Annotated in this window: 31 protein-coding genes and 1 riboswitch; of the genes, 14 read left to right on the top strand and 17 right to left on the bottom strand. The window is 63.2% G+C overall.

What is annotated here, in order from left to right; genetic code table 11:
- Window positions 1–12: 12 nt before the first annotated feature.
- Together AC5ZG1_RS01525 and AC5ZG1_RS01520 are read right to left on the bottom strand one after the other, a co-directional pair.
- Window positions 13–708 carry a response regulator gene (locus AC5ZG1_RS01525; protein WP_035690117.1) on the bottom strand — a complete coding sequence of 232 codons (696 nt, stop codon included), beginning with the start codon at window positions 706–708 and terminating at the stop codon, window positions 13–15.
- Between the two features lie 41 nt (window positions 709–749).
- A complete protein-coding gene (locus tag AC5ZG1_RS01520) occupies window positions 750–1304 on the bottom strand; it encodes a MarR family winged helix-turn-helix transcriptional regulator (protein WP_496131802.1) in 555 nt (184 codons plus the stop codon).
- A 326-nt stretch (window positions 1305–1630) separates the two neighbouring features.
- Between AC5ZG1_RS01520 and AC5ZG1_RS01515 the strand changes: the two genes are divergently transcribed.
- The 3 genes from AC5ZG1_RS01515 (at window position 1631) to AC5ZG1_RS01505 (ending at window position 4659) form a co-directional block, all read left to right on the top strand.
- On the top strand, window positions 1631–2710 hold the full coding sequence (locus tag AC5ZG1_RS01515; protein WP_496131801.1) for a branched-chain amino acid aminotransferase: 1080 nt from the start codon (window positions 1631–1633) through the stop codon (window positions 2708–2710).
- A gap of 113 nt (window positions 2711–2823) precedes the next feature.
- The gene (gene hisS / locus AC5ZG1_RS01510; RefSeq protein WP_496131800.1) at window positions 2824–4338 is read left to right on the top strand and encodes a histidine--tRNA ligase; all 1515 of its coding nucleotides are present in this window, start codon (window positions 2824–2826) and stop codon (window positions 4336–4338) included.
- 117 nt (window positions 4339–4455) lie between these two features.
- Window positions 4456–4659 (top strand): tautomerase family protein, encoded by a 204-nt coding sequence (locus tag AC5ZG1_RS01505; RefSeq protein WP_027581150.1) that lies wholly within the window; start codon window positions 4456–4458, stop codon window positions 4657–4659.
- Between the two features lie 141 nt (window positions 4660–4800).
- Here AC5ZG1_RS01505 and proC read toward each other — a convergent pair whose 3' ends face one another.
- Both proC and AC5ZG1_RS01495 read right to left on the bottom strand, forming a co-directional pair.
- Window positions 4801–5634, bottom strand: coding sequence for a pyrroline-5-carboxylate reductase (gene proC, locus AC5ZG1_RS01500; protein ID WP_496131799.1), 834 nt, complete (start codon window positions 5632–5634; stop codon window positions 4801–4803).
- Window positions 5635–5807: 173 nt separating this feature from the next.
- The gene (locus AC5ZG1_RS01495; RefSeq protein ID WP_028163901.1) at window positions 5808–6305 is read right to left on the bottom strand and encodes a type III secretion system chaperone family protein; all 498 of its coding nucleotides are present in this window, start codon (window positions 6303–6305) and stop codon (window positions 5808–5810) included.
- A 430-nt stretch (window positions 6306–6735) separates the two neighbouring features.
- Window positions 6736–6887, top strand: a riboswitch (FMN riboswitch).
- A 75-nt stretch (window positions 6888–6962) separates the two neighbouring features.
- Between AC5ZG1_RS01495 and AC5ZG1_RS01490 the strand changes: the two genes are divergently transcribed.
- Window positions 6963–7550, top strand: a complete 588-nt coding sequence (locus tag AC5ZG1_RS01490) for a 6,7-dimethyl-8-ribityllumazine synthase (protein WP_496131798.1) — start codon at window positions 6963–6965, stop codon at window positions 7548–7550.
- A gap of 163 nt (window positions 7551–7713) precedes the next feature.
- Here AC5ZG1_RS01490 and AC5ZG1_RS01485 read toward each other — a convergent pair whose 3' ends face one another.
- From AC5ZG1_RS01485 to AC5ZG1_RS01460, 6 genes are all read right to left on the bottom strand, one after another.
- A complete protein-coding gene (locus AC5ZG1_RS01485) occupies window positions 7714–8667 on the bottom strand; it encodes a ribose-phosphate pyrophosphokinase (protein WP_028163899.1) in 954 nt (317 codons plus the stop codon).
- 167 nt (window positions 8668–8834) lie between these two features.
- The gene (locus AC5ZG1_RS01480; protein WP_496131797.1) at window positions 8835–9446 is read right to left on the bottom strand and encodes a hypothetical protein; all 612 of its coding nucleotides are present in this window, start codon (window positions 9444–9446) and stop codon (window positions 8835–8837) included.
- A 123-nt stretch (window positions 9447–9569) separates the two neighbouring features.
- On the bottom strand, window positions 9570–10337 hold the full coding sequence (gene pgeF, locus AC5ZG1_RS01475) for a peptidoglycan editing factor PgeF (protein WP_028163897.1): 768 nt from the start codon (window positions 10335–10337) through the stop codon (window positions 9570–9572).
- Window positions 10334–11455, bottom strand: a complete 1122-nt coding sequence (locus AC5ZG1_RS01470) for a class I SAM-dependent methyltransferase (protein WP_130230659.1) — start codon at window positions 11453–11455, stop codon at window positions 10334–10336. Before AC5ZG1_RS01470 ends, pgeF begins: the two co-directional genes overlap by 4 nt.
- Window positions 11456–11463: 8 nt before the next feature.
- Window positions 11464–12306: a prolipoprotein diacylglyceryl transferase gene (gene lgt / locus AC5ZG1_RS01465; protein WP_130230661.1), complete on the bottom strand. Its 843-nt coding sequence runs from the start codon at window positions 12304–12306 to the stop codon at window positions 11464–11466.
- Between the two features lie 11 nt (window positions 12307–12317).
- The gene (locus AC5ZG1_RS01460; protein ID WP_028163894.1) at window positions 12318–13052 is read right to left on the bottom strand and encodes a dienelactone hydrolase family protein; all 735 of its coding nucleotides are present in this window, start codon (window positions 13050–13052) and stop codon (window positions 12318–12320) included.
- 163 nt (window positions 13053–13215) lie between these two features.
- Here AC5ZG1_RS01460 and AC5ZG1_RS01455 point away from each other — a divergent pair, with 163 nt between their 5' ends.
- The 4 genes from AC5ZG1_RS01455 (at window position 13216) to ychF (ending at window position 16355) form a co-directional block, all read left to right on the top strand.
- A complete protein-coding gene (locus AC5ZG1_RS01455; protein WP_028163893.1) occupies window positions 13216–13479 on the top strand; it encodes an accessory factor UbiK family protein in 264 nt (87 codons plus the stop codon).
- A 365-nt stretch (window positions 13480–13844) separates the two neighbouring features.
- Complete coding sequence (locus tag AC5ZG1_RS01450) at window positions 13845–14555, top strand: 50S ribosomal protein L25/general stress protein Ctc (protein WP_028163892.1); 711 nt, start codon at window positions 13845–13847, stop codon at window positions 14553–14555.
- A gap of 27 nt (window positions 14556–14582) precedes the next feature.
- The gene (pth, locus tag AC5ZG1_RS01445) at window positions 14583–15188 is read left to right on the top strand and encodes an aminoacyl-tRNA hydrolase (protein WP_496131796.1); all 606 of its coding nucleotides are present in this window, start codon (window positions 14583–14585) and stop codon (window positions 15186–15188) included.
- 69 nt (window positions 15189–15257) lie between these two features.
- Window positions 15258–16355: a redox-regulated ATPase YchF gene (gene ychF / locus AC5ZG1_RS01440; RefSeq protein WP_130231215.1), complete on the top strand. Its 1098-nt coding sequence runs from the start codon at window positions 15258–15260 to the stop codon at window positions 16353–16355.
- On the opposite strand, the gene AC5ZG1_RS01435 is transcribed toward ychF, so the two are convergent.
- Window positions 16356–16655, bottom strand: a complete 300-nt coding sequence (locus AC5ZG1_RS01435; protein WP_028163889.1) for a DUF4282 domain-containing protein — start codon at window positions 16653–16655, stop codon at window positions 16356–16358.
- 208 nt (window positions 16656–16863) lie between these two features.
- Between AC5ZG1_RS01435 and AC5ZG1_RS01430 the strand changes: the two genes are divergently transcribed.
- From AC5ZG1_RS01430 to AC5ZG1_RS01420, 3 genes are all read left to right on the top strand, one after another.
- Complete coding sequence (locus AC5ZG1_RS01430; protein WP_028163888.1) at window positions 16864–17325, top strand: MaoC family dehydratase; 462 nt, start codon at window positions 16864–16866, stop codon at window positions 17323–17325.
- Window positions 17326–17330: 5 nt separating this feature from the next.
- Window positions 17331–17810: a MaoC family dehydratase gene (locus tag AC5ZG1_RS01425; RefSeq protein WP_496131795.1), complete on the top strand. Its 480-nt coding sequence runs from the start codon at window positions 17331–17333 to the stop codon at window positions 17808–17810.
- A 141-nt stretch (window positions 17811–17951) separates the two neighbouring features.
- On the top strand, window positions 17952–18095 hold the full coding sequence (locus tag AC5ZG1_RS01420; protein WP_028163886.1) for a hypothetical protein: 144 nt from the start codon (window positions 17952–17954) through the stop codon (window positions 18093–18095).
- A gap of 40 nt (window positions 18096–18135) precedes the next feature.
- Here AC5ZG1_RS01420 and AC5ZG1_RS01415 read toward each other — a convergent pair whose 3' ends face one another.
- The 5 genes from AC5ZG1_RS01415 to AC5ZG1_RS01395 all read right to left on the bottom strand — a co-directional run bounded on the left by AC5ZG1_RS01415 (window position 18136) and on the right by AC5ZG1_RS01395 (window position 21159).
- Entirely contained in the window at window positions 18136–18273 is a 138-nt protein-coding gene (locus AC5ZG1_RS01415; RefSeq protein WP_165435628.1) for a hypothetical protein, read from the bottom strand.
- Window positions 18274–18508: 235 nt separating this feature from the next.
- Window positions 18509–18937 (bottom strand): hypothetical protein, encoded by a 429-nt coding sequence (locus AC5ZG1_RS01410; protein ID WP_028163885.1) that lies wholly within the window; start codon window positions 18935–18937, stop codon window positions 18509–18511.
- Window positions 18938–19093: 156 nt separating this feature from the next.
- The gene (locus AC5ZG1_RS01405) at window positions 19094–19987 is read right to left on the bottom strand and encodes a hypothetical protein (RefSeq protein ID WP_496131794.1); all 894 of its coding nucleotides are present in this window, start codon (window positions 19985–19987) and stop codon (window positions 19094–19096) included.
- 267 nt (window positions 19988–20254) lie between these two features.
- Window positions 20255–20695, bottom strand: a complete 441-nt coding sequence (locus tag AC5ZG1_RS01400) for a nuclear transport factor 2 family protein (RefSeq protein WP_028163883.1) — start codon at window positions 20693–20695, stop codon at window positions 20255–20257.
- 197 nt (window positions 20696–20892) lie between these two features.
- A complete protein-coding gene (locus tag AC5ZG1_RS01395) occupies window positions 20893–21159 on the bottom strand; it encodes a hypothetical protein (RefSeq protein WP_130231219.1) in 267 nt (88 codons plus the stop codon).
- Between the two features lie 1236 nt (window positions 21160–22395).
- On the opposite strand from AC5ZG1_RS01395, the gene AC5ZG1_RS01390 reads away from it, so the two are divergent.
- Genes AC5ZG1_RS01390 through AC5ZG1_RS01380 form a run of 3 tightly spaced genes read left to right on the top strand, consistent with a single transcriptional unit; the run spans window position 22396 to window position 24599 of the window.
- Window positions 22396–22887 (top strand): pyridoxamine 5'-phosphate oxidase family protein, encoded by a 492-nt coding sequence (locus AC5ZG1_RS01390; protein ID WP_456643000.1) that lies wholly within the window; start codon window positions 22396–22398, stop codon window positions 22885–22887.
- 27 nt (window positions 22888–22914) lie between these two features.
- Window positions 22915–24342 (top strand): non-oxidative hydroxyarylic acid decarboxylases subunit C, encoded by a 1428-nt coding sequence (locus tag AC5ZG1_RS01385; protein WP_496131793.1) that lies wholly within the window; start codon window positions 22915–22917, stop codon window positions 24340–24342.
- On the top strand, window positions 24339–24599 hold the full coding sequence (locus AC5ZG1_RS01380) for a non-oxidative hydroxyarylic acid decarboxylases subunit D (RefSeq protein WP_496131792.1): 261 nt from the start codon (window positions 24339–24341) through the stop codon (window positions 24597–24599). The genes AC5ZG1_RS01385 and AC5ZG1_RS01380 overlap by 4 nt, the downstream gene beginning before the upstream one ends.
- A 235-nt stretch (window positions 24600–24834) precedes the next feature.
- Here AC5ZG1_RS01380 and AC5ZG1_RS01375 read toward each other — a convergent pair whose 3' ends face one another.
- On the bottom strand, window positions 24835–25674 hold the full coding sequence (locus tag AC5ZG1_RS01375) for a universal stress protein (protein WP_456643002.1): 840 nt from the start codon (window positions 25672–25674) through the stop codon (window positions 24835–24837).
- Window positions 25675–25962: the final 288 nt, after the last annotated feature.

Genomic DNA, 25962 nt, shown 5'->3' with positions numbered 1-25962 from the left:
GGCGGATAAGGCTTAAGGCGAGGCCACCAGGCGATAGCCGATGCCGCGCACCGCCTGCAGGAACAAGGGATTGGCGGGATCGCGCTCGATCTTGCGGCGCAGGCGGTTGATCTGGACGTCGACGGCGCGCTCGTTGACGGTGCCGCCTCCGGTCAGCGCGCCGCGCGGCACGGTTTCGCCGGGGCTCGCGGCGAGGATGCGCAGCATGTCCCGCTCGCGGTCGGTCAGATGGATGATCTCCTCGCCCTGGCGCAATTCGCCGCGGTCGAGATGGAAGACGTAGGGGCCGAAGGCGATCTGCTCCAGCGTCTGCGCCGGCGGCGGCGCGGTCCGCTTGAGGATGTTGCCGATCCGCAGCACCAGTTCGCGCGGCTCGAACGGCTTTGCCACATAGTCGTCGGCGCCGATCTGCAGGCCCTCGATGCGTGCTTCCGCCTCGTGGCGCGCGGTGAGCATGATGATCGGCACCGACGAGGACGAACGGATGAAGCGCGCGAGATCGAAGCCGTTCTCGCCGGGCATCATCACATCAAGGATCAGCAGGTCGAAATTGAGCCCGAGCAGTTTGGCACGCGCGTCGCTGGCGCTCATGGCGGTCGTGACGCGGTAGCCTTCGCCGCAGAGGAAGCGCGAGAGAAGATCGCGGATGCGGCGGTCGTCATCGACCAGCAGCAGGTGCGGCGCGTCGTCGGCCGGTTTCATCGGCATGCGTGCCGTCGCCGCGGCGATGGTTGCTCCCTGCGTCACGTTCACTCCCTCGTCTTCTTGGCCGCGCCGCCGAAGATCGTCTCCAGCACCTTGTCGGGGTCGTCGCGGTCGATCATCGCACGGAGGAACGCCCGCACGGTCTCGACGCCGCCGGGATCGAGGCCGGCGACCGCACGGTTGATGCGGTCGGTCTGCAGTCCCGCCAGCTTGGCCACCAGCGCTTCGCCCTTGGCGGTGGCGTAAAGCAGCCGCTGCCGCCGGTCATTGCTGCCGGTCTTCTGCAGGATGTAGCCTTCGTCGAGCAATTGCTTCAGCACGCGGCCGAGCGATTGCTTGGTGATGCGCAGGACGTCGAGAAGGTCGGCGACCTTGAGCCCGGGATAGCGCGTGACGAAGTGCATCACCCGATGGTGGGCGCGGCCGAAGCCGAACGCCTCCAGCTCCTGATCGGCATCGCCGACGAAGTCGCGATAGGCGAAGAACAGGAGCTCGATGATGTCCCAGCGCAAATCGCCCGTCCGCGGCCCGGGGCCGGATACGTCCGTTCCCGGAGAATCGGGCTGCGCTGCTGCTGTTGAGAAATTTATGTCAGCCATATTGACGTATCTTGGGTTCAATGTTACAAAACTGCCAGTCACGACGAAATTTTAAATCGTTTCGTCCCTGGCAAAGTTTAGATCGGCCACGAGCAGACCAGTGATGGAGGCTTGGGCCGCAAATTGGGACTACCGTGTGATTGTCGAGCGGCATTTCGACAAAACATACTGGACTTCAGCATCCGGCAAAAGCATGTCCTTTCGGACATGACGGCCATGGAAACCGGCCGTAAGGCTGGCGGTGAAGTCCAGGCCGACGAAGCCAGTTGGGCCCGGAGAGACCGGCGCCAGCAATCGCGCGGATTCCGACAGCGGGAAGCAAGGGTATGAGTTTGAAATTCGAAATCCAGCCTGCGGCGAATGCGACCTCCGACAAGGAGCGCGCGGCAAGGCTCGTGGACCCGGGCTTCGGCCGGATTTTCACCGATCACATGGCTATCGTTCGCTACAATCAGGCGAAGGGCTGGCATGGCGCGCGCGTCGAATCCCGCGCGAATTTCCCGCTCGATCCGGCCGCCGCCGTCATGCACTACGCGCAGGAGATTTTCGAAGGCCTCAAGGCCTACAAGCGCGACGATGGCGGCGTGAACCTGTTCCGCCCCGACGCCAATGCCCGCCGCTTCTGGAATTCGGCTGATCGCATGGCCATGGCGCCGCTGCCCGAGCCCGTGTTCATCGAAGCGGTCGAACAGCTCGTGCGCATCGACCGCGCCTGGATTCCAGGCGGCGAGGGTAGTCTCTATCTGCGGCCCTTCATGATCGCGAGCGAGGTCTTCCTCGGCGTGAAGCCATCAGCGGAGTACATCTTCGCCGTCATCGCCTCGCCGGTCGGCTCCTATTTCAAGGGCGGACCCGCGCCGGTGTCGATCTGGGTGTCGGAGCACTACACGCGCGCTGCGATCGGCGGCACCGGTGCCGTCAAGTGTGGCGGCAATTACGCCGCGAGCCTGCGGGCGCAGGCCGAGGCCATCGAGCACGGCTGCGATCAGGTGGTTTTCCTCGATGCGATCGAGCGTCGCTATATCGAGGAACTCGGCGGCATGAACGTTTTCTTTGTGTTCGACGACGGTTCGCTGCTGACGCCGCCGCTCGGCACGATCCTGCCGGGTATCACCAGGGATTCGATCATCGCGCTCGCGAAGGATGCCGGCACGCCCGTGCGCGAGGAGACCTACACGATCGACCAGTGGCGCGCGGATGCCGCCAGCGGAAAGTTGAAAGAAGCCTTCGCCTGCGGCACGGCCGCCGTCATCTCGCCGATCGGCAAGGTGTGTTCCACGAAGGGCGAGTTTCTCATCAATGGCGGTGCAGCCGGCCCTGTCGCCATGGGGCTGCGCAAGCAACTGGTCGACATCCAGTACGGTCGCGCGGCGGACCCGCACAATTGGATCAAAAAGGTGCTGTGACGCGGGACTAAGGTGAAGAGAGCCTCCGCACGCTTGCGGCGCGGGGGCTCGGCTGGTAACTCGGCGGAACGTTGTAAGTCAACATTGACTTATCAGACCGAACGACGAGCGTTATGGCCGACAAACCCAAAAAACCGCAGAAGCTGAAGGCGCGCCTGCCGCGCGGGCTCGAAGATCGCGGCCCGACCGCGATCGCCGCGACGCGCCGGATGACCGAGACCATCCGCGAGGTGTTCGAGCGCTACGGCTTCGAGCCGGTGGAAACGCCGGCGATGGAATATACCGACGCGCTCGGAAAATTCCTGCCGGATCAGGATCGCCCCAACGAGGGCGTGTTCTCGTTCCAGGACGATGACGAGCAGTGGATCTCGCTGCGCTACGACCTGACCGCGCCGCTTGCCCGCTACGTCGCCGAGAATTTCGATCACCTGCCGAAGCCGTATCGCAGCTACCGCGCCGGCTACGTCTTTCGCAACGAGAAGCCGGGCCCCGGCCGCTTCCGCCAGTTCATGCAGTTCGATGCGGATACGGTGGGCTCCGGCTCGCCGGCCGCCGACGCCGAGATGTGCATGATGGCGGCGGATACGATGGAGGCGCTGGGGATTCCGCGTGGCTCCTATGTAGTGAAGGTGAATAACCGGAAGGTGCTTGACGGCGTACTGGACGCAATTGGCCTCGGCGGCGAAGACAATGCGGGCCGACGGCTCACGGTGCTGCGCGCGATCGACAAACTCGACAAGTTTCCTGCCGACGAAGTGCGCAAGTTGCTCGGTCCCGGACGCTGGGACGGCGGCGAGGAGGGCAAGGGCGACTTCACGAAAGGCGCCGACCTCAACTCGGCGGATGCTCATGTTGTCCTGAGCGTCACGGAAAAACGCGAAGATTGGAAAGAGTCGATTGCAGCGGCGGACATCTATTTGGCCAAAAGTGAGATCGGCCAAGCTGGCGTCAGTGAACTCGAAGAGATCGCCAAGTTAGTCACGGCATCTGGCTACGGATCGGATCGCATCCGCATCGATCCCTCCGTCGTGCGCGGCCTCGAATATTACACGGGTCCCGTTTACGAAGTAGAACTGCTCCTCGAAACGAAGGACGAGAAAGGCCGTCCTGTTCGCTTTGGCTCCGTCGGCGGCGGCGGTCGTTACGATGGCCTCGTCTCGCGCTTCCGCGGCGAGCCGGTGCCGGCGACGGGATTTTCCATCGGCGTGTCGCGGCTGCAGGCGGCGCTGACGCTGCTTGGCAAGCTCGACACGCGGCCGCAATTCGGGCCCGTCGTGGTGACGGTGTTCGATCGCGAGCGGGTCGCGGATTATCAAAAGATGGTCGCGCAGTTGCGTAGCGCCAACATCCGCGCCGAGCTCTATCTTGGCAATCCCAAGAACATGGGCAACCAGCTCAAATATGCCGACCGCCGCAATTCGCCTTGCGTCATCATCCAGGGCTCCGATGAAAAGGCGCGTGGCGAGGTGCAGATCAAGGACCTCATCGAAGGCGCCAAGGCCGCCGCGGCGATCGCTTCGAACCAGGAATGGCGCGAGACCCGGCCGGCGCAGTTCTCCTGCGCGGAAGCTGACCTCGTCGCGAAGGTCCGCGAAGTGCTGGCGCGGCATGACGTGAGGTGGGGATAGCCATTCGCGCGAGGTGTCATGCCCGGGCTTGTCCCGGGCATCCACGTCTTGTTTGATAGAGAAGAGCGTGGATGGCCGGGACAAGCCCGGGCATGACCGTAACAGGGAGAGACAAAGATGCCTGAGATCACCATCAGCATGGCTGCTGGCCGCACCGAAGAGCAGAAGAAGGGCATGATGCTCGACATCACCCAGGCGCTGGTCAAGAATCTCGGCGTCGACGCCGAAGCCGTCGTGATCCAGATCAATGAGGCGCCGCTCACCCACAAGATGAAGGGTGGCAAGACCTTTGTTGAGCGCGCCGCCGCGGCGAAGAAGTAGTCAAGAAAAGTAGGGTGGGCAAAGGCGCACTTGCGCCGTGCCCACCATCAAGCACTCCGCTCGTAATGGTGGGCACGCGGAGCCTGTCATCGGGCGCGCGTTCGCGCGACCCGTTGGCTTTGCCCACCCTGCAGAGCTTGGCTACTTCGCCAGCTCCCTCGAGCGCTTGGTTGCGGCTGCGATCGCGCGGATCATCAGTGGACGCAGTCCGTCACTAGCCATCAGCACGTCCAGTGCGGCGGCGGTGGTGCCGCCGGGCGAGGTGACGTTCTGACGCAGCGTTGCCGCCGGCAAGTCCGAGCGATGCAACAATTCGCCGGAGCCCGCGACGGTCGCGCGCGCCAGCTTGGTGGCGAGGTCTTCCGGCAATCCGGCCTCAACGCCGGCACGCGCGAGCTCTTCGGCGAGCAGGAACACGTAGGCCGGGCCGGAGCCGGAGACCGCGGTCACGGCGTCGATCAGGCCCTCGTCCTCGACCCATTCCACCGCGCCGGTCGCGCGTAGCAGCGCATCCGCTATCGCGCGCTGCGCGGCACCGACGTTGTTCGCGGCGACTGCGACCGTGATGCCGCGGCCGATCGAGGCCGGCGTGTTCGGCATCGCCCGCACCGCCGCGCCGCCGCAGACTTCTTCAAGCGAGGCGATGGTGGTTCCGGCCATGATCGAGACCACAAGCGTCGATGGCGCGACCAGCGACTTGAGGGCGACGCCGGCATCCCGGAACAATTGCGGCTTGACCGCGACCACCAGCGTATCGACCTTGCCCGCGTCTTTGGGATTGAGACGGACGCCCTTGGCGGCGAGCGCACTGATCTCGGCCGAAGGCTGCGGGTCGATCACGGCGAGGCGCGAGGCATCGAGGCCTCCGGCGAGCCAGCCGGTCAGCATCGCCCCGCCCATCTTGCCTGCGCCGGCCAGCGCGATGGTGCCGGTGATGTCTTGCAAAGCGTTGCTGTTACTCAAGGGCGCCACCATGATCGTCGTCCCGGCGAAGGCCGGGACCCATAACCACAGTCGGTTCTAGTGAGGTGCAGAACGCGCGACAAGCACGAACCGTCATTGCCCGGGCTTGACCCGGCAATCCATCAAGCCAAAGATCCTTTGCAGATGGATGCCCGGGTCAAGCCCGGGCATGACGAGTGGGGAGCCTAAGCCTCGCCCTCGGTGTCGAACATCGCGGCGTTCATCGCCTCCTGGGCGGTCTTGCCGGCCCACACCACGAACTGCAATGCCGGGTAGTAGCGCTCGCAGGCATGGATGGCGCCGACCAGCATGCTCTCGCATTGCGCGGTCGATGCGTTCAATCCGCCGGGCAGCACCAGCGCCTGGCGGTGCATGATCATGCCGGTGTGGGTCCACAGATCGAAATGGCCGATCCACAATTGCTCGTTGATGGCGGCGATCAGCCGCTGCGCTTCGGGGCGGCGCGCCGGCGGAATCTTCATGTCGAAGGCGCAGGCCAGATGCAGAGCCTCGATCTCGCTCATCCAGGTGAAGGAGAGCTGATAGTCGGTCCAGTCGCCTTTGGAGACGATCGTAACCTCGTCGCCAGCGCGCTCGAACGCCCAGTTGTTATCGGCCGCAATGTCTTCGACCACCGCAAGCGGATGGTTTTCGGAATCGATTATGCCTTCGAGGAGGGACATGCCGTCTCGACCCTTGTTCTTCTGACTTTCTTGGTACGCATCCGGAAGGCCGGCCTGCACCAGATAACGCATGGTTGCCGACTGCAGGCCCCCGTGGCCTTCCCGATCGCTCCGAGGCTTGCCAGGATGAAGTGATGTGATTTGCGGAATCCGCGCAACCGGGCCCCGAGTCCGTCCACAGCCAAAGGCGCGCTCGTCCACAGCTCATCTCCGCCACAATTATTAACGCGAGAACAAACCGGAATCGGATTTGCGCGATCGTCGCAATCGTTAACGCGCGCGCCGCGCGTTTCGGCTCAGCGAAGCGGTCGCCAGGTCGTCAAGGCTCGCGTCGGGCACATGGGGAACATGCCGATTCGCCATGCCAAGGCGCTTGCCGCGTCCCTCGGTTTGGCAATAGCTTTGGGATAGGTCGTCCATTCCGGGCGGCCGATGTTCTCAGGGCGGGGTGAAAGTCCCCACCGGCGGTAAGGGCCCGATGGTCCAAGCCCGCGAGCGCCTTTCTCCTCCCAGGAGGAAGGGTCAGCAGATTCGGTGCAATTCCGAAGCCGACGGTCAAAGTCCGGATGAAAGAGAACGGTTGCGGCAGCCTCGCCATCGCGCGTGGCTACAGTCGTTTTCCGTATGCCCTGATTCTGGTCCTGAAAGAGGAAAGCCATGAATCAGATGTTGCAAGAAGCCGAAGTTCAAACTCCCGAAGCCGAGGAAGTCCAGTCGCCCGCAGGTGCCACGCCGGCAACGCCAGAGCCTCCGCCGACGGCCACGCATCCACGGTTCGCCAAGCCGCAGCGGGTTGCATTCGTGCAATCGTCCTGGCACCGCGACGTCGTGGAGGAATGTCGCATCGCCTTCCTCGCCGAGATGGAGGCGCGCCATGTCACCAATATCGACGTGTTCGAGGTGCCGGGCTCGTTCGAGATCCCGCTGCACGCGCAGATCCTGGCCAAGACGCGCCGTTACACGGCGATCGTCGCGGCAGGCCTCGTCGTCGACGGCGGCATCTACCGCCACGAGTTCGTCGCCGACACCGTCATCAAGGCGCTGATGGACGTGCAGTTGCGCACTGAGGTGCCGGTGTTCTCGGCCGTGCTGACGCCGCAGCAGTTCCACGAGACGGAGGTGCATTTCGATTTCTTCCGCAAGCATTTCGCCATCAAGGGCGTCGAGGTCGCGGAAGCGTGCGCCAACACCCTGCACAGCCTCGAGCGTCTGCGCGGCCAGGTCGCCGCGGGGATCGTGGGGTAACGAACACCGTCATTCCGGGATGCGCGCGAAGCACGCAGACCCGGAATCCATTTGACCGCGCGTTCCGCGGTGGGACGGATTCCGGGCTCGCGCGGAGCCTGTCATCGGGCCGCGCTTTGCGCGGACCCGGTGGCGCGCCCCGGAATGACGATGCAGATGAATGTCAGTCGAACAGGCTCGACACCGACTCTTCGGCGGCGGTGCGGGCGATGGCCTCGGAGATCAGGCCGGCGATCGAGAGGGTGCGGATGTTGGCGGAGTTTCTCACGGCCTCGGTCGGCAGGATCGAGTCGGTGATGACGAGCTCTTTCAGCTTGGACGAGGCGATGCGGGCCGCGGCGCCACCGGACAAGACGCCATGGGTGATATAGGCGAACACTTCCTTGGCGCCGTTGGCGATCAGGGCATCGGCCGCGTTCACCAGCGTGCCGCCGGAATCCACGATGTCGTCGACCAGGATGCAGGTGTAGCCGGCGACATCGCCGATCACGTTCATCACTTCCGACTCGCCCGGCCGCTCACGACGCTTGTCGATGATCGCCAGCGGCGTATTGATGCGCTTTGCGAGGCCGCGTGCGCGCACCACGCCGCCGACGTCGGGCGACACCACCATCACATTGCTCAGCGCGAAGCGTTCGCGGATGTCGCGCACCATCACCGGCGAGGCGAAGAGATTGTCGGTCGGAATATCGAAGAAGCCCTGGATCTGCATGGCATGCAGGTCGAGTGTCATGACGCGGTCGGCGCCGGCATGGGTGATCAGGTTGGCGACCAGCTTCGCCGAGATCGGGGTGCGCGAGCCCGATTTGCGATCCTGCCGCGCATAGCCGAAATAGGGCACGACCGCCGTGATCCGGCGGGCGGAAGCCCGGCGCAGCGCGTCGGTGATGATCAGAAGTTCCATCAGGTGGTCGTTGGCGGGAAACGACGTCGACTGCAGGATGAAGACGTCGGAGCCGCGGACATTTTCCTGGATCTCGACGAAGATCTCCATATCGGCGAAGCGCCGGACCACCGCTTTGGTCAAGGACATCCCGAGCCCATCGGCGATCTCTTGCGCCAGCACGGGATTGGAATTGCCAGCTACCAGCTTGATCGCGCCGTTCTTGGCCGACATGGACGGTTCTCCCCGAGGTTTGCTCGATACCATGTCCAACATCTCAAGTACCTACAGAACCGGCGGGTTTCGATGCGCGACGAGATATCAGGCGAGGCAGGCAGCGGCAACCCGTCACACCCGTTATCCCGGCGAAAAAATGACAGGTTTTTGACTATCCCGAACGTTTAGTTAGCGCTGTAGCCGAGCGCGACGACGCCGGATTCTTCCGGTTCACGGGCGCTTGCGACCGCAGGTCCCTGCCGGCTGGGCGCCGAGGCCGGTGCAGGCGCATCGGTCGGGCCGCCATTGATCATGCTGCTGAGCCCGCTCAGGCCCGCTTGTGCGATCTTGCGCAGGATCAGGTCGTCCGCGGCAGCCCAGGCGTCCCGGCCGGTCTTGCCGGCTGGTTCCTCGCCGGAGAGGCGCAGGGCGCGCTGCTGGTTGGCGTCATAGACGTCCCAGACCCAGGCGATGACGGTCTTGCCGCGCACGACCTGCGCCGAGAGATAGCCGCGCACGCGGTAGGCGGCCGCGCCCTCGCGCGAGACGATTGCGATGTCGCGGAGTTTGGCTTCGCTGTCCAGCACACCCACCATGCGGTCGAACACCTGCGGCGGCGGGCCGTCGATCGATTCGAATGCGATTGTCGGTCCACTGGCGCTGTTTCCGGCCATGGCATAGGCGTTGCTCGCCGCGCCACCATTGGCGCAGCCGCCGAGCGCACAGGCTGCCATCAGCAACGTTGCGGCCACCGCGGCGCGCGCAATTCGGGAAAGGGTGACGATGGTGTCGCTCATCATCACCCCGATATCGTTAAAATACGTTAAGGTCTAGGGCGGTGAGGCCACGGCGCCGGTTCGATAGATTCCGGGCAGTGATCGAAATTTTCTTTGAAGTTTAAGCACTTCCCCTGGAAGCGGTTATTTCTCCAGGGCGATGGCGTGAACGTGCCGGCCATAATCGCCCTCTTTCCGATGCACCGAGCGTCGGTAACTATAAAAGCGTTCGTCAGAATAGGTATCGATCCCGATGTCGTCGATCATCAGGATACCGGCGTTCTCCAGCCGCATCCGGATGTAGCCGCCGAGGTCGAACATCGCGTGCCCTTCGCGTTCACCGGGCAGGAAGAACAGGGCGTTGTCCGCATCGGCTTCCAGAAAACGCGCCACGAATTCGGGCCCCACTTCATAGGAGTGCTGGCGGATCAAAGGCCCGATCGCGGTGACGATGCCGCTGCGGTCGGCGCCGAGCTTCTCCATCGCCTCGACGGTCGATTCCAGCACGCCGGTCAGCGCGCCCTTCCAGCCGGCATGCGCCGCGCCGATCACGCGCGCATTGGGATCGACAAACAGGATCGGGCCGCAATCGGCCGCGGTGACGCCGATCGCAAGGTTCTCCGTGCGGGTGACAATGGCGTCGGCTTTCGGCCGCGCATCGCTCGCCCACGGTGTGGTGGCGACCACGACGTCGGGGGAATGCACCTGATAGAGCGTCAGCAGGCGGTCGGGCCCGACCCCCAAGCGCTCCGCCATGCGCCGGCGGTTTTCCGTGACATTATCGGCAGCGTCATTGGAGCCGATGCCGCCATTGAGGCCGGCATAGATGCCCTCGGACACGCCGCCTTCGCGCGAGAAAAAGGCATGGCGCAGGCCGGGAATGGCTGAGAGCAGCGGGGAGGCCAGGGTCATGAACGTTCCGCGTCGTTTGGGTGATCGCTCAGGCCCGCGATCGAGGTGAGCTCCGGGTGGGAGATCGCCATTGCCTTGAACATCGAGCCCATTCCGCCGCGGCCGCTGTCGGTCAATCGTTTCAGTGCGCCGGCGATCTCGGCGCCGATCTCGGGCGTGGCCTTTGCCATCAATCCCGCGGCGCGCGCCTCGATGCCGAGGCGCTTCAGGAATTCACCCTGCGTCACCGGGCCGTGGACGCGTGCGCCGACGTCTTCGGCGGCGCGTGCCAGCGCCTGGAAATCGACATGGGCGGTGACGTCGGCCTGGCCTGGATTCTTCAGCGGATCGGAAAAGCTGTGGCGGGCGATGGCCTGGAAGGTGTCGCCGGCGTCGCTGCGCATGTGGCCATAATCGATGATCAACGCCGCGCCGTCCTGGTCGCGCACGCGGCGGGCGAGCTTCATGATCTCGGTGTCGGGCCGCCATTCGAACACGGCACCTAAGGGAGCTGCGCGCACCAGCGGCGGCAGCAGCACGTCGAAACGCGGCATCGGCTCCGGCGCGGTGCCGAATGCGAGCTTGCCATTGCTGTCGAGCTCGATCACGCGTTCGTGCCAGCCGTTCTCGTGCCGCACCACCTGGTGGATCGGCAGCACGTCGAAATATTCGTTGGTGAGGATCACCGCCGGACCCTCGGGCACCTCGTCGATGCTCTCGTGCCAGGTGATGTCGCGGACGTTGCCCAAGGTTGCGCGCTGCTTCTCGCGCAGCACCGGATTGATCTCGACCAGATGGACGCTGAGCGACTGATAGAGCGGCGGCAGCACCCGCAGCGCCCGCAACGCGTCCGCCATCATGGTGCCGCGGCCGGGGCCGATCTCGATGAGCCGCAGCGAGTCAGGCGAGCCGATCGCGCGCCAGATCGACGCTGACCACAGGCCCAGCAGCTCGCCGAACATCTGGCTGACTTCGGGCGCGGTGGTGAAATCGCCCTCACGGCCCAGCGGATCGCGCGACACGTAATAGCCGTGCTGGGGATGCATCAGGCATAGTTCCATGTAGCGCCAGACCGGCATCGGGCCGGATGATTTGATCAGTTTCTTGATCTCGGACAGCAGCGGCGAAACTTCGGTCACATCCAGCCTTAAATCGAATTCGGCACCGGCTGTGGCGCCCTGCGGCGCCAAGCCATCACAACCATGATACTGCCGACAATAACCATCGGCACCGACAACAGCATTCCCATGGTTGGACCGCCCCACAGGAATCCGAGCTGCGGGTCGGGCTCGCGGAAGTGTTCGCCGATGATGCGGGCGATGCCGTAGATCAAAATGAAGCTGCCGAGCACGAGGCCGGGCCGCTTCAACGCACCCATCCGGATCATCACCGCCAGGATCGTGAACAGGAGGATGCCCTCGAGCCCGGCTTCATAAAGCTGGCTCGGATGCCGCGGCAGCGGTCCGCCGTTGGGAAACACCATCGCCCAGGGCAGGCTCGGATCGGCGGGCCGGCCCCACAATTCGCTGTTGATGAAATTGGCGAGCCGGCCGAGGAACAAGCCAATCGGCGCCACCGCGGTGGTTAAGTCGCCGAGCGATAGGATCGGGATGCGATTCCGGCGCGCAAACCACATCACTGCGACGACGCAGCCGAGAAAGCCGCCATGGAACGACATGCCGCCCTTCCAAAGCTCGAAGATCTCAGCGGGATGCTGGATGAAAAACGGCAGGTTGTAGAACAGCACATAGCCGGTGCGGCCGCCGACGATGATGCCGAGGGTGACCCAGAGGATGAAGTCGTCCATCTGGGTCAGCGTGATCGGCGCGGGACCGCCCCACAATTTTTCGTTCTTGATCATCTGCCGCGCGTAGATCCAGCCGATCACGATGCCGCAGATGTAGGCGAGTGCGTACCAGCGGATCGCGATCGGTCCGATCGAGATGGCGATCGGATTGAACACGGGGAAATCGATCAAGAGGAAGGGCATCGCGCCTCGGGCTATGCGGAAAGATTGCGGCGATAGAGCGCCAGCAGACGCTCCCAGTGCCGCTCGGCGGCGTCGCGGTGATAGACCGGGCGCTTCGGGAAGGCGAAGCCGTGATGGGTGGCGGGATAGATCTCGACCTCGTTGTTCGATCCCTTCATGCCGGCCTGCACTTTTTCGATGATCTCCATCGGCGCGTAGATGTCGGTCTCGGCGCAGGCGAAATAGAGCTCGGCCTTGGTCTTCTCGGCTGCCAGATGCGGGCTGTCGGGCTGGTCGGTCGCCAGATGCGTGCCGTAGACCGAGGCGGCGGCTTTCACGCGATCGGGGAAATGCGTCGCTGCGTTGATCGCGTAGCGCCCGCTCATGCAATAGCCGACGGTGCCGACGAGGCGCGTATTCGCGGCGGCCTCGCCCTCGGCATAGGCGAGCAGGGCCTTGGTGTCTTCCATCACCATGGGGATGTTGATCGAGTGCATCAATTCGAACATGCGCTTGCGCTCGGGCGATTCCGGGTCGGGATTGATCGGCCCGAGCTCCATGACGCCGGCGCGGTAATAGAGGTTCGGCAGCATCACATAGTAACCGGACGTCCCGAGCCGGCGCGCCATATCGCGCAGCTCCTCGCGGATCGCCGGCGCATCCATGTAGAAAATGATCACCGGAAACGGTCCGCCGCGCTCGGGATGGGTGATGAAAGTGGTGATCTTGCCGTCTTTGGTCGGAATATCGATCTGCTGGTCGATCATGGGCGCTTCTTCGGTTTGCGATTCTCTACTCCTGCGCGCTGAATACGATTGCAAGGAAAACGGAGCATGACAAGGCGAGCGGCATCATGGGTCATTTGCGGCCTTGAACCCCGCGCCTTTGATTGCCATTGTCTTGGTCGCCCAAGGGAGTGCGGAGAGTTAGATGACCCAGACCACGAACCGTTTTTTTGACGAGATCGGCCGCCTCATGAACGACGCCGCCGGGGCCGCCCAGGGCGTCAAGCGCGAAGTCGACTCGGTCATGCGCAACCAGGCCGAACGCGTCCTGCGCGACCTCGATGTCGTCCGGCGCGAGGAGTTCGAGGCGGTGAAGGACATGGCCCGCCTGGCGCGCGAGGAAAACGAGGCGCTGAAGGCGCGGATCGCAGCGCTGGAGGCCAAGCTCGGGATCGCGCCGAGCACGTGAAGGCGGACGGGTAGGGCCGTTTCCCACGCACTCTACCGTCATGCCCGGGCTTGCCCGTCTTCGCTATCGCTTCGCCGGACTGACATTAGAGTGCCCGGCGAAGCCTCGGCGGAGTCGGGTCCCGGGCATCAACGTTCTTTCTTCCTGTCGACCGAAGGGCGTGGATGGCCGGGACAAGCCCGGCCATGACGAGCTAGGAGGCGTATCGCTTCCCAGATCGCCGGCCATTTTCCTTGTCATTTCGGCCCTTTGGGGCTAAAAGCCCGCCACGTCCGCAGCCCCCGCACCCCTGGAGGCTTGCTGCGGGACGCGAAACGGGGCCGCAATGCGGCCTTTAACTTTTTGCAAAACAAGGACTTAGACTGATGGCGACCGTCAAGGAATTGAAGGCGACCGCACGTCCGAAGAGCGGCAAGGGGGCCGCCCGGGCTGAGCGTCGCGCCGGGAAAGTTCCCGGAGTGATCTATGGTGACAACAAGCCCCCGCTGACCATCTCGGTCGACGACCGCGAGCTGCGCCAGCGCATCCTCGCAGGCCGCTTCCTGACGACGCTGTTCGACATCGATCTCGACGGCAAGAAGCACCGCGTGATTCCGCGCGACTATCACCTCGACCCGGTGAAGGACTTCCCGCTCCATGTCGACTTCATGCGGCTCGGTGAAGGTGCGACCATCCGCGTCAGCGTTCCGCTGCACGTCATCAACGCGGAAACGGCGCCCGGCGTGAAGCGCGGTGGAACTGTCAACATCGTCACCCACACAATCGACCTCGAATGCTCGGTCGAAAACATTCCGCAGTACATCGACGCCGATGTCGGCGCGCTGGAAATCAGCTATTCGCTGCATCTGTCCGACATCAAGCTGCCAAAGGGCGTGAAGGCGCTGTCGCGCGAGGACGCCACGCTGGTGACCATCGTGCCGCCGTCCGGCTACGCCGAAGAGCAGAAGGCGGCGGCAGGTGCGGCCCCGGCGGCAGGCGCTGCGGCTCCGGCTGCAGGTGCGGCTGCTCCGGCGGCGGGTGCTGCGGCTCCAGCGGCGGGTGCCAAGGCACCGGCCGGTGGCGACAAGAAGAAGTGATAGCGCGCCAGCGCGGGATGCCGCGTCATGCGACTCTTTGTTGGTCTCGGTAATCCCGGCGCGAAATACGCTGATAACCGGCACAACATCGGCTTCATGGCCGTCGAAGAGATTGCGCGGCGTCATGGTTTCGCACCATGGCGCCGCCGCTTTCAGGGCGAGACATCCGAAGGCCTGCTCGGCCACGAGAAGGTGGTGCTGCTGAAGCCGACCACCTACATGAACGAATCCGGGCGCGCGGTGCAGGAAGCGCAGAATTTCTTCAAGCTTTCGGCCGGCGACGTCACCGTATTCCAGGATGAGCTCGAGCTTCCGGCGGCGAAGGTGCGCGTGAAGATCGGCGGCGGCATTGCCGGGCATAACGGCTTGCGCTCGATCTCCGCGCATATCGGCAACGAGTATCGCCGGGTCCGGCTCGGGATCGGTCATCCCGGGATCAAGGAACTCGTGCACAGTCACGTGCTGTCGGATTTCGCCAAGAGCGACCGGCCGTGGGTCAAGGCGCTCTGCGAGGCGGTCGCCGACAATGCCAGCCTGCTGGCGGCGGGACAGGACTCGTCGTTCCAGAACAAGGTGCATCTGACGATGCAGGCAAAGGGCTTTTTCGACAGCAAGGAAGAGGGCGGAAAGTAACGCTCGTCATCGAGGGCGACCTCAGTCAATTCAGCCGCTGCACATTCGCGCGGGAGATCGGAAAGTACGATGGGATTCAAATGCGGGATCGTCGGGCTGCCCAATGTCGGCAAGTCGACGCTGTTCAATGCGCTGACCGAGACGGCCGCAGCGCAAGCGGCCAACTATCCGTTCTGCACCATCGAGCCGAATGTCGGCGAGGTCGCTGTCCCCGATCCGCGGCTCGACAAGCTCGCGGCTGTGGCAAAGTCGGCGCAGATCATTCCGACCCGGCTGACCTTCGTCGACATCGCCGGACTGGTCCGCGGCGCTTCCAAGGGGGAAGGGCTCGGCAACCAGTTCCTCGCCAACATCCGTGAGGTCGATGCGATCGCGCATGTGGTGCGCTGCTTCGAGGATTCCGACATCACCCATGTCGAGGGCAAGATCGCGCCGCTGGCCGATATCGAGACCATCGAAACCGAATTGATGCTCGCCGATCTCGACAGCCTCGAGAAGCGCGTCGACAATCTCACTAAGAAGGCCAAGGGCAACGACAAGGACGCCAAGGAACAGCTCGATCTCGTCAACCGTACGCTGGTGCTGCTCCGTGAGGGCAGGCCCGCGCGTGCGCTCGAGCGCAAGGTGGAAGAGGAGCGCGCCTTCCGCATGCTCGGGCTTCTGAGTTCCAAGCCGGTGCTCTATGTCTGCAATGTCGAGGAGAGCTCGGCCAAGGATGGCAACAGTTTCTCGAAGCAGGTGTTCGCGCACGCGAAGCAGGAGGGCGCGGTCGCCGTCGTGATCTCCGCCAAGATCGAATCCGAGATCGCGACGCTGTCACGCGAGGAGCGCACGGAATTCCTGGACACGCTCGGGCTCGAGGAAGCCGGCCTGGACCGCCTGATCCGCGCCGGCTACGAGTTGCTCCATCTCATCACCTATTTCACGGTGGGGCCGAAGGAAGCGCGCGCCTGGACCATCGACCGCGGCACCAAGGCGCCGCAGGCGGCCGGCGTGATCCATACCGATTTCGAGAAGGGCTTTATCCGCGCGGAGACCATCGCCTATGACGACTACGTCGCGCTCGGCGGCGAAGCCGGCGCCCGCGACGCCGGCAAGCTGCGCCTGGAAGGCAAGGACTACGTCGTCGCCGACGGCGACGTGATGCATTTCAGGTTCAATACCTGATCACCGCATTCCGCCCTGGCCCTGATCGCGGATCGCGCCAAGATGCTCGTTGATGCGGAACACGATCAGGATGAATTCGGCGACGATGCGCGAGAGCACGATGCCGACCACGATGCTGGTGAGCGAGGCGAGCAGCAGGATGAAGCCGCCGAACGGGCTGATCGCCATTGCGGCCAGGCTCCAGAGGATTCCGTAAATGCCGAACAGCACGATCACGCCGATGACTAGCCAGTAGAACGTCTTGATGATCGTGGGGGTGATGAAGCGGTCCCACTGAAACAGGTCTTGAAAATCGAACATCGGTGGATTCTCCCGGCCAATCGATCTTGAGTCGCGCGCAAGCAGGGCTAGCTCCGAACCTCAGTCCGGGCAAGTCGGGGAGCGGTACGCAAGGACGATGCTCCCCCGCTATGGTGGTCCCCCTTGAAAGCAAGCCATGCGGGCGGGCGGGTTGAGATTGCCGCAAATAACGGCCACAATCAGGCCCCTCTCTCCTGAAATCCCCAACATGACCACGCTCACTTTCGAAGACTTCAACATCGGCCATTTCGGCACCTTCGGGCCGCGCCACGTCACGCGCGAGGAGATACTGGCCTTTGCCGCCGAGTTCGATCCACAGCCGATGCATCTCGACGAAGAGGCGGCGAAACGATCGATGCTCAAGGGCCTGTCCGGCTCGGGCTGGCATCTCGGCTCGCTCACGATGCGGATGCTGGCCGACGGCTTTATCTGCCGCACGGCCTCTCTCGGCTCACCCGGCGTCAACGAGATGCGCTGGCTGTCGCCACTGCGCCCGGGCGACGATTTGACGCTGGATGTCGAGGTGGTGGAAGCGCGGGTCTCGCAGAGCCGACCTTCGACCGGCATCGTGACGTTCAAGTGCACGGTGCGCAATGCGGCCGGCGTGATGTTGTGCGAGATGGAGTCGCCGATCATCATCGGTCGGCGCGCGGAAGCGGTGACGGGGTAGCATCGATGCGCTTCTTCGAGGACATTGAGATCGGCGCGCGGCGCGAGCTCGGCTCGTTCAACTTCACCGCCGAAGACATCAAGCGCTTCGCGGCGCAGTTCGATCCGCAGCGCTTTCACCTCGACGAGGAGGAAGGGCGAAAGTCGCTGTTCGGCGGACTGGCAGCGTCGGGCTGGCACGTCGCCTCCGTCTGCATGAAGCTCCTGGTCGCCGACGGCAAGCGGCTGGCGCAGGAGATGGCCGCGCGCGGGGACGAGGTCGCGGTATGGGGACCTTCGCCCGGCTTTCGCGAACTGCGCTGGATCAAGCCGGTCCTGGCCGGCGACACCATCAGCTACGCCAATGTGGTCGAGACCAAGCGCACCTCCGAGAAGCGTCCCGAATGGGGCATCCTGCAGGGCCGCAACACCGGCACCAACCAGCGCGGCGAACTCGTGTTCTCGTTTCTGGCCACCGCCTTCGTTCCGCGCCGCAAGGCGGGCTGAAACACAGCCGGCGTGGTTACGGGAACCTTGCCGCGCTCTTTAACCGTATTCGACGAATTCCGGATACGATCTATTTGCTAACCCATTTTGAACTTTCTGCCGGCCATATCAGACGCAAGGGTAAGCACCGTGGGGACGACTATGGCAGATCGTGTCGGACTGAAAGTTCTGGGCGCAATTTTCGCGACCATCACGGTTGCGGTGATGCTGACCACCGGCATGGTGGTGAAGGGCTATGCCGACGGCGCCTTCACGCTCGAGGGCAGCGCGATCGTCCGACGCTGATCTTCAGCTTCTGCTAACCATCAGCGGCCATCGCGCGGCGTCAGCGGCTCCAGATCAACACCATCACCACGGTCGCCGCGATCAATAGTCCGACGAAGCGGAGCATGATCGTGCCGACACTGTGCGGCGATTGCCGCAGCGGGATGGGATCGGTGTTGTCGGGCCGAACGCTTTGCATCAGTGCTGTTTTCCCCAAGAAACGGCGTGCCAAAGCGGCAGCATCCGTCGCGGCGTGATCCAGATTCACGCTCAGTCAAAAATCATCAGGCTCTAAGTTCGAGCATGATCTTTTCCCGATCACGCTCAGGCGCGCGTTGCGCTTTTATCTTTCAAATCATTTTAGTCAAATAGAAACCGCCGCATCCTCCGCATGGGTGATGCGGCGGTCATGAACTCTCAAGCAATCGCCGAGACTAGCTGTTGCGCAGCCCGTCGGCAGCGCGCTTCCACTGCGTGACGTTGTCGGCGATCATGCGAGTCGACTTCATCGCGGCCTGGCTGAGCTGGGCATAGCCCGAGATCTCGCGCTGGACGCGCTGGCCTTCGGCATGCAGGAGGTCGCGCAGGCTTTCGAGCTCGGAGATCAACTTCTCGATCTCCGCGAGCGACGTGCCGGCGACGCGCTGGATCAGCGAGTTGACATTGTTCACGGTGGCCTCGGTGTTGGGCTCGAGTGGTTCCGTGTTCACCTGCGGCTGCGGCGACCGGCGCAGATAGGCGATATCGTTGCGCACGAATTCGCGGATGCCGGCCTCGACGTCCGAGACGGCGGCGAGGTTGTTGTCGACTTCCGTCCCTTCTACTTCTGTTTCAACTTGCTCGGAACGATTGGTGGCGTTCATCGGCTATTCCTCTGTTACGCAATGACGCGAGCGCGGAAGTCCCCCCGCCGCACGACGACGTGAACGCCAACTATGGACGTCCGATTTTGACCGCATCTAGGCCAAGTTGCGGCAATGGTTCGATCATTCCTTAAGGGATTGCGACCGCGGCCGGCCTCACCAGCTCCGCTTGAACCCGGCCGTTAGGCTCTTGTTAACCGGGCCCTGGGCGCTTTCGCCGATCGAGCCGGAGATGGTGACGCCGTCGAACAGCTTCTGCTCGGCGCCGATCCGGTGCAGCCATTTGTCGTCGCCGGTCGCGAGCGTCTGGCCGGCGATGAAGCTGGTTCCGCTGCTGTTGATGCTCAGCCTGGCCGATTGATCGGCCTCATAGCTCCGCGAGGGATGGCTGACGATGCCGGGCACCGGCACCACGCCCTGCTGGATCAGGTTGTAGCCGTTCTGCAGCGTCAGCGAATACTGGTCGGCGAGCGGCACCGATTTGCTGATTGAGGTCCCGAACCGGGTTTGGTCGCTACCCGGATCGACTCGGGCCTCGACCGAGGTCTTGTCCCAGATCGAGGCAACGCCCGGCGCGGTGATCGCGGCCCAGGCGGTGCCGGAGGATTGCGGCAGGCTGCCGCCATTGGCGAGCCGTTCCGACAGCAACTCGGAATTGGTCAGCGTGCCCTGGCGCGCGACCGTCATGTCGGCGCCGATCCGCGTGTCCCAGAACGGCGAGATCGATTGCTTGACCGAGACCGCGGACGTGCCGTTCGCGTTGTTGTTCGACGACCATGCGGCATCACTGCCATTCGCCTTCTTCGGCGCGGTGGCCTTCTTTGGCGTCAACACGGTGTCGGAAGGCGAGGCATCGGCGCTGAGCAGGCTCCAGTCGAGCTTGTCCACGTCGACGTCCTTCAGCGCGTCGGCGTCATTTGCCTCGGGCTCGGACGCAGCCTCCTCGGCGGCCGGCGTCTCATCGTGGATACCGCTCCAAGGAGAAATTTGCGGCGACGTCTGCGCCATCGCCGGCAGCACCATCGCGATGCCAAGGCCTGCAGCCAGCATCGGCAACCACGCCCAGCCAGATCGTTGTTTGGAAGTCATTCCCGCAGCCCGCATTCCAGCCAGAGCGATACGTTATGCTAGCGCAAAATTATGACGGCGACATCGTTGTCCAGCGTGACAGCATGTAGCACGGATCGGATCGTCGTGGCCGGGCACAAGAGCGTGAAGGTGTCAGCTGATGTCCCGGCCATCCACGCCTTCCCGGGGCTGGCGAAGGAAGGCATTTGGATACCCGAGAGCGCCCGGGTACGACGAAACTGGAGGTGACTATTGCGCCGCTGCGATCCGCGGCAGGTGGATCGGATAGCCGACGGTCTGCTCGACCAGGTCGAAGCTGTCGACCAGCACGCGCAAGCGGGTCAGCAGGCCGCCACGGAATTGCGCGAAATGCGCGATCCGCACCGCGATCGGCTTGTTCGAATCCTGCGCAGTCAGCGAATAGCGCATCATCGATGCCGCGGAATCGACTCCAAGCATGATGGACTCGCGCTCGAAGCGGCGGACGCGGAAGTTCTCGCCGATCTGCCTGATCACCTCGAGCGCGGCGGGCTTGCCGTGGCGCGCACCGAAGAAAGAAAATAGATCGATCGGTCCATAGATCGCCCATTCGACGTCCTCGTCGAGCAGGGCGGCAATATCCGCGAATTGGCGTTCGTTGATCGCGCGGTGAAACGCGCGCGAAAAACGCCAGAGACTATGCTCTGTCATTCATCGTCTTCCTGAATCTGGATTGCAAATCAGCAACGGCAAAAGGGCGTCCGCACCGACGCCGCGCCAGATTGCTGCACCTCAAATTTCACCGTCTCAAATAGAGCGACCGTGCCAGAACGCAATTGTTATTTTTGCATTGCACAAATGCAGACTTTTTTGCGGGATTTTGCCTGAATCCGCCGACCGCGGCCCCGTCAGCGGTCGCGACGGGCTACATGCTCGTGCTCGATTGCGACCTCGGCGTCGCGGATCGCGAGCACGGCGAACAGCAGCGCGCCGCCAATGCCGCCGATCACAGCGCCCAGCGGCATGAAGGTGAAGAACACCAGCGCGCCGCCATCGCCTTCAAAATTCGAGGTTTTGAAGATTCCGATCCAGGCAAGCCCGGCACTGATGCCGAGCGCGGCGCCGCTGAGCGCCCCGAATGCCAGACCCAAGAGCGCCAGCAACGCGATTTTCATGATGTCTTGTCAGCCCCGTCGTCCGCAGCATCCCGCGTAATTGGTCACGCAAGCGCCGGTGAGGTTCAACGTGACGGGGAATTGATGGAGAACGTTGTTCCGCCGTTTGTCACTCGCCCGCTCGCCGAGTTGCTCGGCGCTCTCACGTCTCACTCCGCTGTCGTCCCGTCGAAAGACGGGACCCATAACCACAGGGAGCTGTTGTAGCGCGAGCAAGCGGTTGCAGCGGAGCACGCGACAAGCGCCTGTGGTTATGGGTCCTGGCCTTCGCCAGGACGACGGGGGAGGTTCTGATTCAATTGTCAAACAGCAGTCTCGTAGGATGGGTAGAGCGAAGCGAAACCCATCAGCTTTGCAACAAGCGACTTGAGTGATGGGTTTCGCTTCGCTCTACCCATCCTACGCCTGATTCAAACAGCGGAGAGGATGTGACTCCGCATTCTCGCGGCGCATTGCGTCCGAGGTCTGCGTCTCGTTCCGCCCTCTCATCGAACAGAGGGCGCAGGGAAAGCCGGGTGCCGGTTGCACCCATGGGTCCCGTGCAACAAAAAGCACGGGGGTAGGACCACAGGTTCAACCGAAGCATTCCGGCTTTCCCTGCGCGATGGTGTTACGGTTTCCTTCGTGCTCTCCTTGGTGACCGGGCTTTCTTGCCACCATCGCCTCTCGCGCGGATTTCTTCGCGCAAAAAACTTAGCGCCAGCGTCGGGGCGCCAGGACCACACGACTTCGCCGTCCGCGACGCGCGTGCTCGTCAGTCACACGCTTCACGTCCACCGCATCTCACCGCAACGTTCGTGACGATCGCGAACCGCCCCTCATCCGCCGTGAGACGCGCGGAGTTAAATCACTGATTTGCCCGACGGCGAAAGCGGAATGTTTTTCGCGGCTGGGCTGGACGAGGCAAATCACCTTGGAATCGCTTGCATAATTTGCTTCGCCGTGCACGCGACTTTGGACCCTCATGGTGAGGAGCGCGCAGCGCGTCTCGAACCATGAGGCCCCGCTCTCGCCTGGAGCTCCTCCCTCGAGACGCCGCTAACACGGCTCCTCGGGATGAGGGCGGGGCCGCCGTTGCAGGGAACAGCCTTTGGTAGTACTTCTTTTGCAGGGCTAGTCACGCTTGTCTCTTCCGCGAGACCGCGATGACCGCGGCGCACCGATCCTGCCTCACTTCAATGAACTGCCGCCTTCGATTTCCGCGAGAATGCGGATCACCTCCGAGGGAGATGTGAAATGAAGGAAGCCGAGCACTTCTACGCGGCGCCCGCAACCAGCAGCAAGATCCCGGACGGGGTGGTCCGTTATCTTGATGGCACCGACCTGGCGACCAAAACCCAGGCGCTGCGTCTCTCGACGGTTGGTTCGGACGGATGGCCTCACGCTGCCCTGCTCAGTGCAGGCGATATGGTGATCGTGCCTTCTGGTCGCGTCCGCTTTGCGGTTTTTCCGCAATCGACAATGGCCTCCAATCTTGAACGCGAAGGACGGCTCACGATCGCGCTTTCACTCGATGGCGGCATTTGCGAGATGAAGCTCCGCTGTCGCCGCCTCGCCCACTCTTCTTCCGATGTGCCGCTGGCGTTGTTCGAGGCGGAGGTCGAGTCGGTACGCCAGCATGTCGCGCCATACGCGGATGTAACAGGCGGAGTCACCTTTGCACTGCACGATCCTCAAGCCGTACTCTCGCGTTGGCAACGGCAGATTGCCGCGTTGCGCGCCGCCTGAAACCAATCCGAGCAATCGGGGGCAGAAATGCGTGCCTACAAGGACCTTCGTGAATTCCTGTCCGTCCTCGAGCAAGAACGGCAATTGCTGCGCATCCATGATCAGGTTCTTCCTGAACCCGACATCGCCGCCGCGGCCTGCGCCCTTACAGAGATCGGCGAGGACAGCCCCGCGATCTATTTCGACAACATCGCCGGCTACACCAGCGCTCGGGTCGCCATGAACATACATGGATCATGGAGCAACCATGCTCTCGCGCTTGGCATGGAAAAAGACGCCAGCATGCGCGATCAATTTTTTGAGTTCGTCCGGCGCTTCCAGCAATATCCTGGCACATTGGAGCGCGTCGAGACCGCGCCCTGGCAGGAGGTTGTCGTCGACAAGGACGTGAACCTCTACGAACTGCTGCCGCTGTTTCGTCTCAACCGCGGCGATGGCGGCTACTTCATCGACAAAGCCTGCACCATCAGCCGGGACCTGGACGACTGGAACAATGACGATGTCGAGAACGTCGGCATCTATCGCCTGCAGGTCAAAGGGTGGAATCGCCTTGGAATCCAGACTGTGCCGCAGCACGATATCGCGATCCATATGGCTCATGCGGAAGCCCGCGGCCAAGACTTGCCGGTCGCGATCGCGCTGGGAAACGAGCCTATCATCACGCTGATGGGCGCGACGCCGCTGCTTTACGATCAGCTCGAATACAAGATGGCGGCCGTGATGCAGGGCGCGCCATACCGTGTCGTCAAGACTGCAAAGGGCCTGGATGTCCCGTGGGGATCCGAATATGTGCTGGAAGGCCGCCTGCTTTGCGGACAGCGCGAGACCGAGGGGCCGTTTGGTGAATTCCCCGGCTATTATTCGGGATGCCATAAATATCCGGTGATCGAGATCGATCGCGTGTCGCACCGCAAGGACCCGGTCTACGACGCGGTCTATGTGGGGCGGCCCTGGACCGAGCTCGACTTCCTGCAAGCCATGACGACGAGCGCGCCGATCTTCCTTCAACTCAAGACGACGTTTCCCGAAGTCGTTGCCGTCAATGCACTCTATACCCACGGTCTGGTGGTCGTCGTCTCGACAAAAATCCGCTATGGCGGCTTCGCCAAATATGTGGGCTTGCGCGTGCTGACCACGACCCATGGTCTCGGATACGCAAAAGTCGTGATCGTTGTTGACGAGCAAGTCGACCCGTTCGATCTTAAGCAGGTGATGTGGGCGATATCGGTGAAGGTAAACCCCGCGGGCGACATCGTGACCATCCCGAATCTCGCGGAGAATCTTCTGGATCCGGCCTGCAGTCCGGCCGGCGTGGTGACCAAGATGATCATCGACGCCACCACGCCGATCGCGCCTGACCTTCGCGGCGACTATGGCGAGGAACTCGACAAGCCGCAGCACACCGATCAGTGGCGGACCAAGCTCATGGCTCTGGCGAAGGAGATGCGGACATGACGGCGACAACCGCCGACACTCTTCCGGCCGCATGTCCGCGATGTCGATCAGGCAAGATCGAGGTCCGCAGCAAATCTCCCGTTGCCGGGGTCTGGACCGTGTTCGGTTGTCCGACATGCCTCTATGTCTGGAGATCGACCGAGCCGGAGGAGAACGTGAACCCGGACAAATATCCCGTCGCCTTTCGGCTGCGCCCCGAGGATCTTGCCAATCTGCAGGTGGTTCCACCGATTCCAGCGCGCGGGTCATCCTCGTGAGGCCGGGCAGGACATTGGCCATTGTCATTCCGGGGCGATGCGAAGCATCGAGCCCGGAATCTATTTCTCCACTTGCGCCTGCGGCCCAATGGATTCTCTGATGTGCACTTGCACATCATAGCTCGCGCTGCGCGCGCCCCGGAATGACGGACAGTGAGAGTTTCTCGGCCATCCCTCGTGACGCCGCTTCGCGATGCCCGGAATGACACCTCGGGCAGTCCGGTAAGCGCGATTCCTAATGCGCCATCAATAACGGCAAGTCTGCGTGTTCCATGATGTGGCTGGTGGCGCCGCCGAAAATCAATTGCCGCAGCCTGGTCCTTGTAAAAGCTCCCTTGACCAACAGGTCGCAGCCGTCGGCCTTGGCCGCGGCGAGCACCGCTTCGCCGGTGCTGCGACCGTTCAGCTCGATGCTCATGGGCTCGGCGGCAATGCCATTGTACCGCAATTGCTTGCGCACCTGATCGGCCGATGGACCCGGCACATCCTGTCCGCCGATGACAGTCAACACCGTCACGCGTCCGGCCAGGTGCAATAGCGGCATCGCCAACGCGTTGGCGCGGGCCTGCTCGGTGCTGCCATTCCAGTGGATCATGATGTTGGTCGCGATCTGTTTCGGAGCAGTCGGCGGCGACAGCACAACAGGCCGACCGCTTTCGAACAATCCCGACTCGACCGCCCGCCGATAGAGAGGGTCCGTAGCAGCACCCGGCCTGCTCATCACAATCACATCGAACACGCGGCCATGGCTGCCGACGAGGCCCTCGCCCGGCGGCACCTCGGCGAACCAGCTATACCAAGGCCGGTCCGCGGTCATTTTCGCAGCAGCAACACCGTGCTGCTGCATGAAGGTCTCGAACAGCTCGCGCTCGCCCGCCGCCTCCGCTTCGCGCCGCACCCGATAGGTTTCCATGGAATAGCTGCTGGCCAGCCCCGCCACGACAAACTCAGGCGTGCCAAACCACAGTGGAACCCCCTCGATATAGGCGCCAGTGCGCCGCGCGAGCAGCACCGCCGTTTCGAGTGTGGATGTCATGGCCGGGGTATTTTGGGTCGGTACCAAAATCGTCTTCATTGTCAGCTCCCGCCCGTTGCAGATGAACGATGGTGCAGGCAGCCAAAACGGCAGTGACTATCGATATGCTAGACCTTCGGGACGGGATCGCCAACGCCGAGTGCATTGCGAAATGGATTCTCTGTAGTTTCGCATCATAGTTCGCGCCTTCGCGCCCCGGGAATGACGGAGGGAGCTTGTGGCCCATCCCTCGAGACGCCGCTTCGCGGCTCCTCGGGATGAGGAGTCATTCCGGGGCATCGCGAAGCGATGAGCCCGGAATCCATTTCTCCGCGTGCGGGTGCGGCG

This window comes from Bradyrhizobium sp. Leo78 (assembly GCF_059512425.1).
The sequence above is the reverse complement of the archived record's forward strand: the minus strand, read 5'-3'. Positions and strand labels throughout refer to the sequence as shown.

What these genes read in the sequence shown, in the direction of transcription:
- AC5ZG1_RS01525 (WP_035690117.1), bottom strand. Translation starts at nt 708, where the DNA reads ATGCCGATGAAACCGGCCGACGACGCGCCGCACCTGCTGCTGGTCGAT.
- AC5ZG1_RS01520 (WP_496131802.1), bottom strand. Translation starts at nt 1,304, where the DNA reads ATGGCTGACATAAATTTCTCAACAGCAGCAGCGCAGCCCGATTCTCCG.
- AC5ZG1_RS01515 (WP_496131801.1), top strand. Translation starts at nt 1,631, where the DNA reads ATGAGTTTGAAATTCGAAATCCAGCCTGCGGCGAATGCGACCTCCGAC.
- hisS (WP_496131800.1), top strand. Translation starts at nt 2,824, where the DNA reads ATGGCCGACAAACCCAAAAAACCGCAGAAGCTGAAGGCGCGCCTGCCG.
- AC5ZG1_RS01505 (WP_027581150.1), top strand. Translation starts at nt 4,456, where the DNA reads ATGCCTGAGATCACCATCAGCATGGCTGCTGGCCGCACCGAAGAGCAG.
- proC (WP_496131799.1), bottom strand. Translation starts at nt 5,634, where the DNA reads ATGGTGGCGCCCTTGAGTAACAGCAACGCTTTGCAAGACATCACCGGC.
- AC5ZG1_RS01495 (WP_028163901.1), bottom strand. Translation starts at nt 6,305, where the DNA reads ATGTCCCTCCTCGAAGGCATAATCGATTCCGAAAACCATCCGCTTGCG.
- AC5ZG1_RS01490 (WP_496131798.1), top strand. Translation starts at nt 6,963, where the DNA reads ATGAATCAGATGTTGCAAGAAGCCGAAGTTCAAACTCCCGAAGCCGAG.
- AC5ZG1_RS01485 (WP_028163899.1), bottom strand. Translation starts at nt 8,667, where the DNA reads ATGTCGGCCAAGAACGGCGCGATCAAGCTGGTAGCTGGCAATTCCAAT.
- AC5ZG1_RS01480 (WP_496131797.1), bottom strand. Translation starts at nt 9,446, where the DNA reads ATGAGCGACACCATCGTCACCCTTTCCCGAATTGCGCGCGCCGCGGTG.
- pgeF (WP_028163897.1), bottom strand. Translation starts at nt 10,337, where the DNA reads ATGACCCTGGCCTCCCCGCTGCTCTCAGCCATTCCCGGCCTGCGCCAT.
- lgt (WP_130230661.1), bottom strand. Translation starts at nt 12,306, where the DNA reads ATGCCCTTCCTCTTGATCGATTTCCCCGTGTTCAATCCGATCGCCATC.
- AC5ZG1_RS01460 (WP_028163894.1), bottom strand. Translation starts at nt 13,052, where the DNA reads ATGATCGACCAGCAGATCGATATTCCGACCAAAGACGGCAAGATCACC.
- AC5ZG1_RS01455 (WP_028163893.1), top strand. Translation starts at nt 13,216, where the DNA reads ATGACCCAGACCACGAACCGTTTTTTTGACGAGATCGGCCGCCTCATG.
- AC5ZG1_RS01450 (WP_028163892.1), top strand. Translation starts at nt 13,845, where the DNA reads ATGGCGACCGTCAAGGAATTGAAGGCGACCGCACGTCCGAAGAGCGGC.
- pth (WP_496131796.1), top strand. Translation starts at nt 14,583, where the DNA reads ATGCGACTCTTTGTTGGTCTCGGTAATCCCGGCGCGAAATACGCTGAT.
- ychF (WP_130231215.1), top strand. Translation starts at nt 15,258, where the DNA reads ATGGGATTCAAATGCGGGATCGTCGGGCTGCCCAATGTCGGCAAGTCG.
- AC5ZG1_RS01435 (WP_028163889.1), bottom strand. Translation starts at nt 16,655, where the DNA reads ATGTTCGATTTTCAAGACCTGTTTCAGTGGGACCGCTTCATCACCCCC.
- AC5ZG1_RS01430 (WP_028163888.1), top strand. Translation starts at nt 16,864, where the DNA reads ATGACCACGCTCACTTTCGAAGACTTCAACATCGGCCATTTCGGCACC.
- AC5ZG1_RS01425 (WP_496131795.1), top strand. Translation starts at nt 17,331, where the DNA reads ATGCGCTTCTTCGAGGACATTGAGATCGGCGCGCGGCGCGAGCTCGGC.
- AC5ZG1_RS01420 (WP_028163886.1), top strand. Translation starts at nt 17,952, where the DNA reads ATGGCAGATCGTGTCGGACTGAAAGTTCTGGGCGCAATTTTCGCGACC.
- AC5ZG1_RS01415 (WP_165435628.1), bottom strand. Translation starts at nt 18,273, where the DNA reads ATGCAAAGCGTTCGGCCCGACAACACCGATCCCATCCCGCTGCGGCAA.
- AC5ZG1_RS01410 (WP_028163885.1), bottom strand. Translation starts at nt 18,937, where the DNA reads ATGAACGCCACCAATCGTTCCGAGCAAGTTGAAACAGAAGTAGAAGGG.
- AC5ZG1_RS01405 (WP_496131794.1), bottom strand. Translation starts at nt 19,987, where the DNA reads ATGCTGGCTGCAGGCCTTGGCATCGCGATGGTGCTGCCGGCGATGGCG.
- AC5ZG1_RS01400 (WP_028163883.1), bottom strand. Translation starts at nt 20,695, where the DNA reads ATGACAGAGCATAGTCTCTGGCGTTTTTCGCGCGCGTTTCACCGCGCG.
- AC5ZG1_RS01395 (WP_130231219.1), bottom strand. Translation starts at nt 21,159, where the DNA reads ATGAAAATCGCGTTGCTGGCGCTCTTGGGTCTGGCATTCGGGGCGCTC.
- AC5ZG1_RS01390 (WP_456643000.1), top strand. Translation starts at nt 22,396, where the DNA reads ATGAAGGAAGCCGAGCACTTCTACGCGGCGCCCGCAACCAGCAGCAAG.
- AC5ZG1_RS01385 (WP_496131793.1), top strand. Translation starts at nt 22,915, where the DNA reads ATGCGTGCCTACAAGGACCTTCGTGAATTCCTGTCCGTCCTCGAGCAA.
- AC5ZG1_RS01380 (WP_496131792.1), top strand. Translation starts at nt 24,339, where the DNA reads ATGACGGCGACAACCGCCGACACTCTTCCGGCCGCATGTCCGCGATGT.
- AC5ZG1_RS01375 (WP_456643002.1), bottom strand. Translation starts at nt 25,674, where the DNA reads ATGAAGACGATTTTGGTACCGACCCAAAATACCCCGGCCATGACATCC.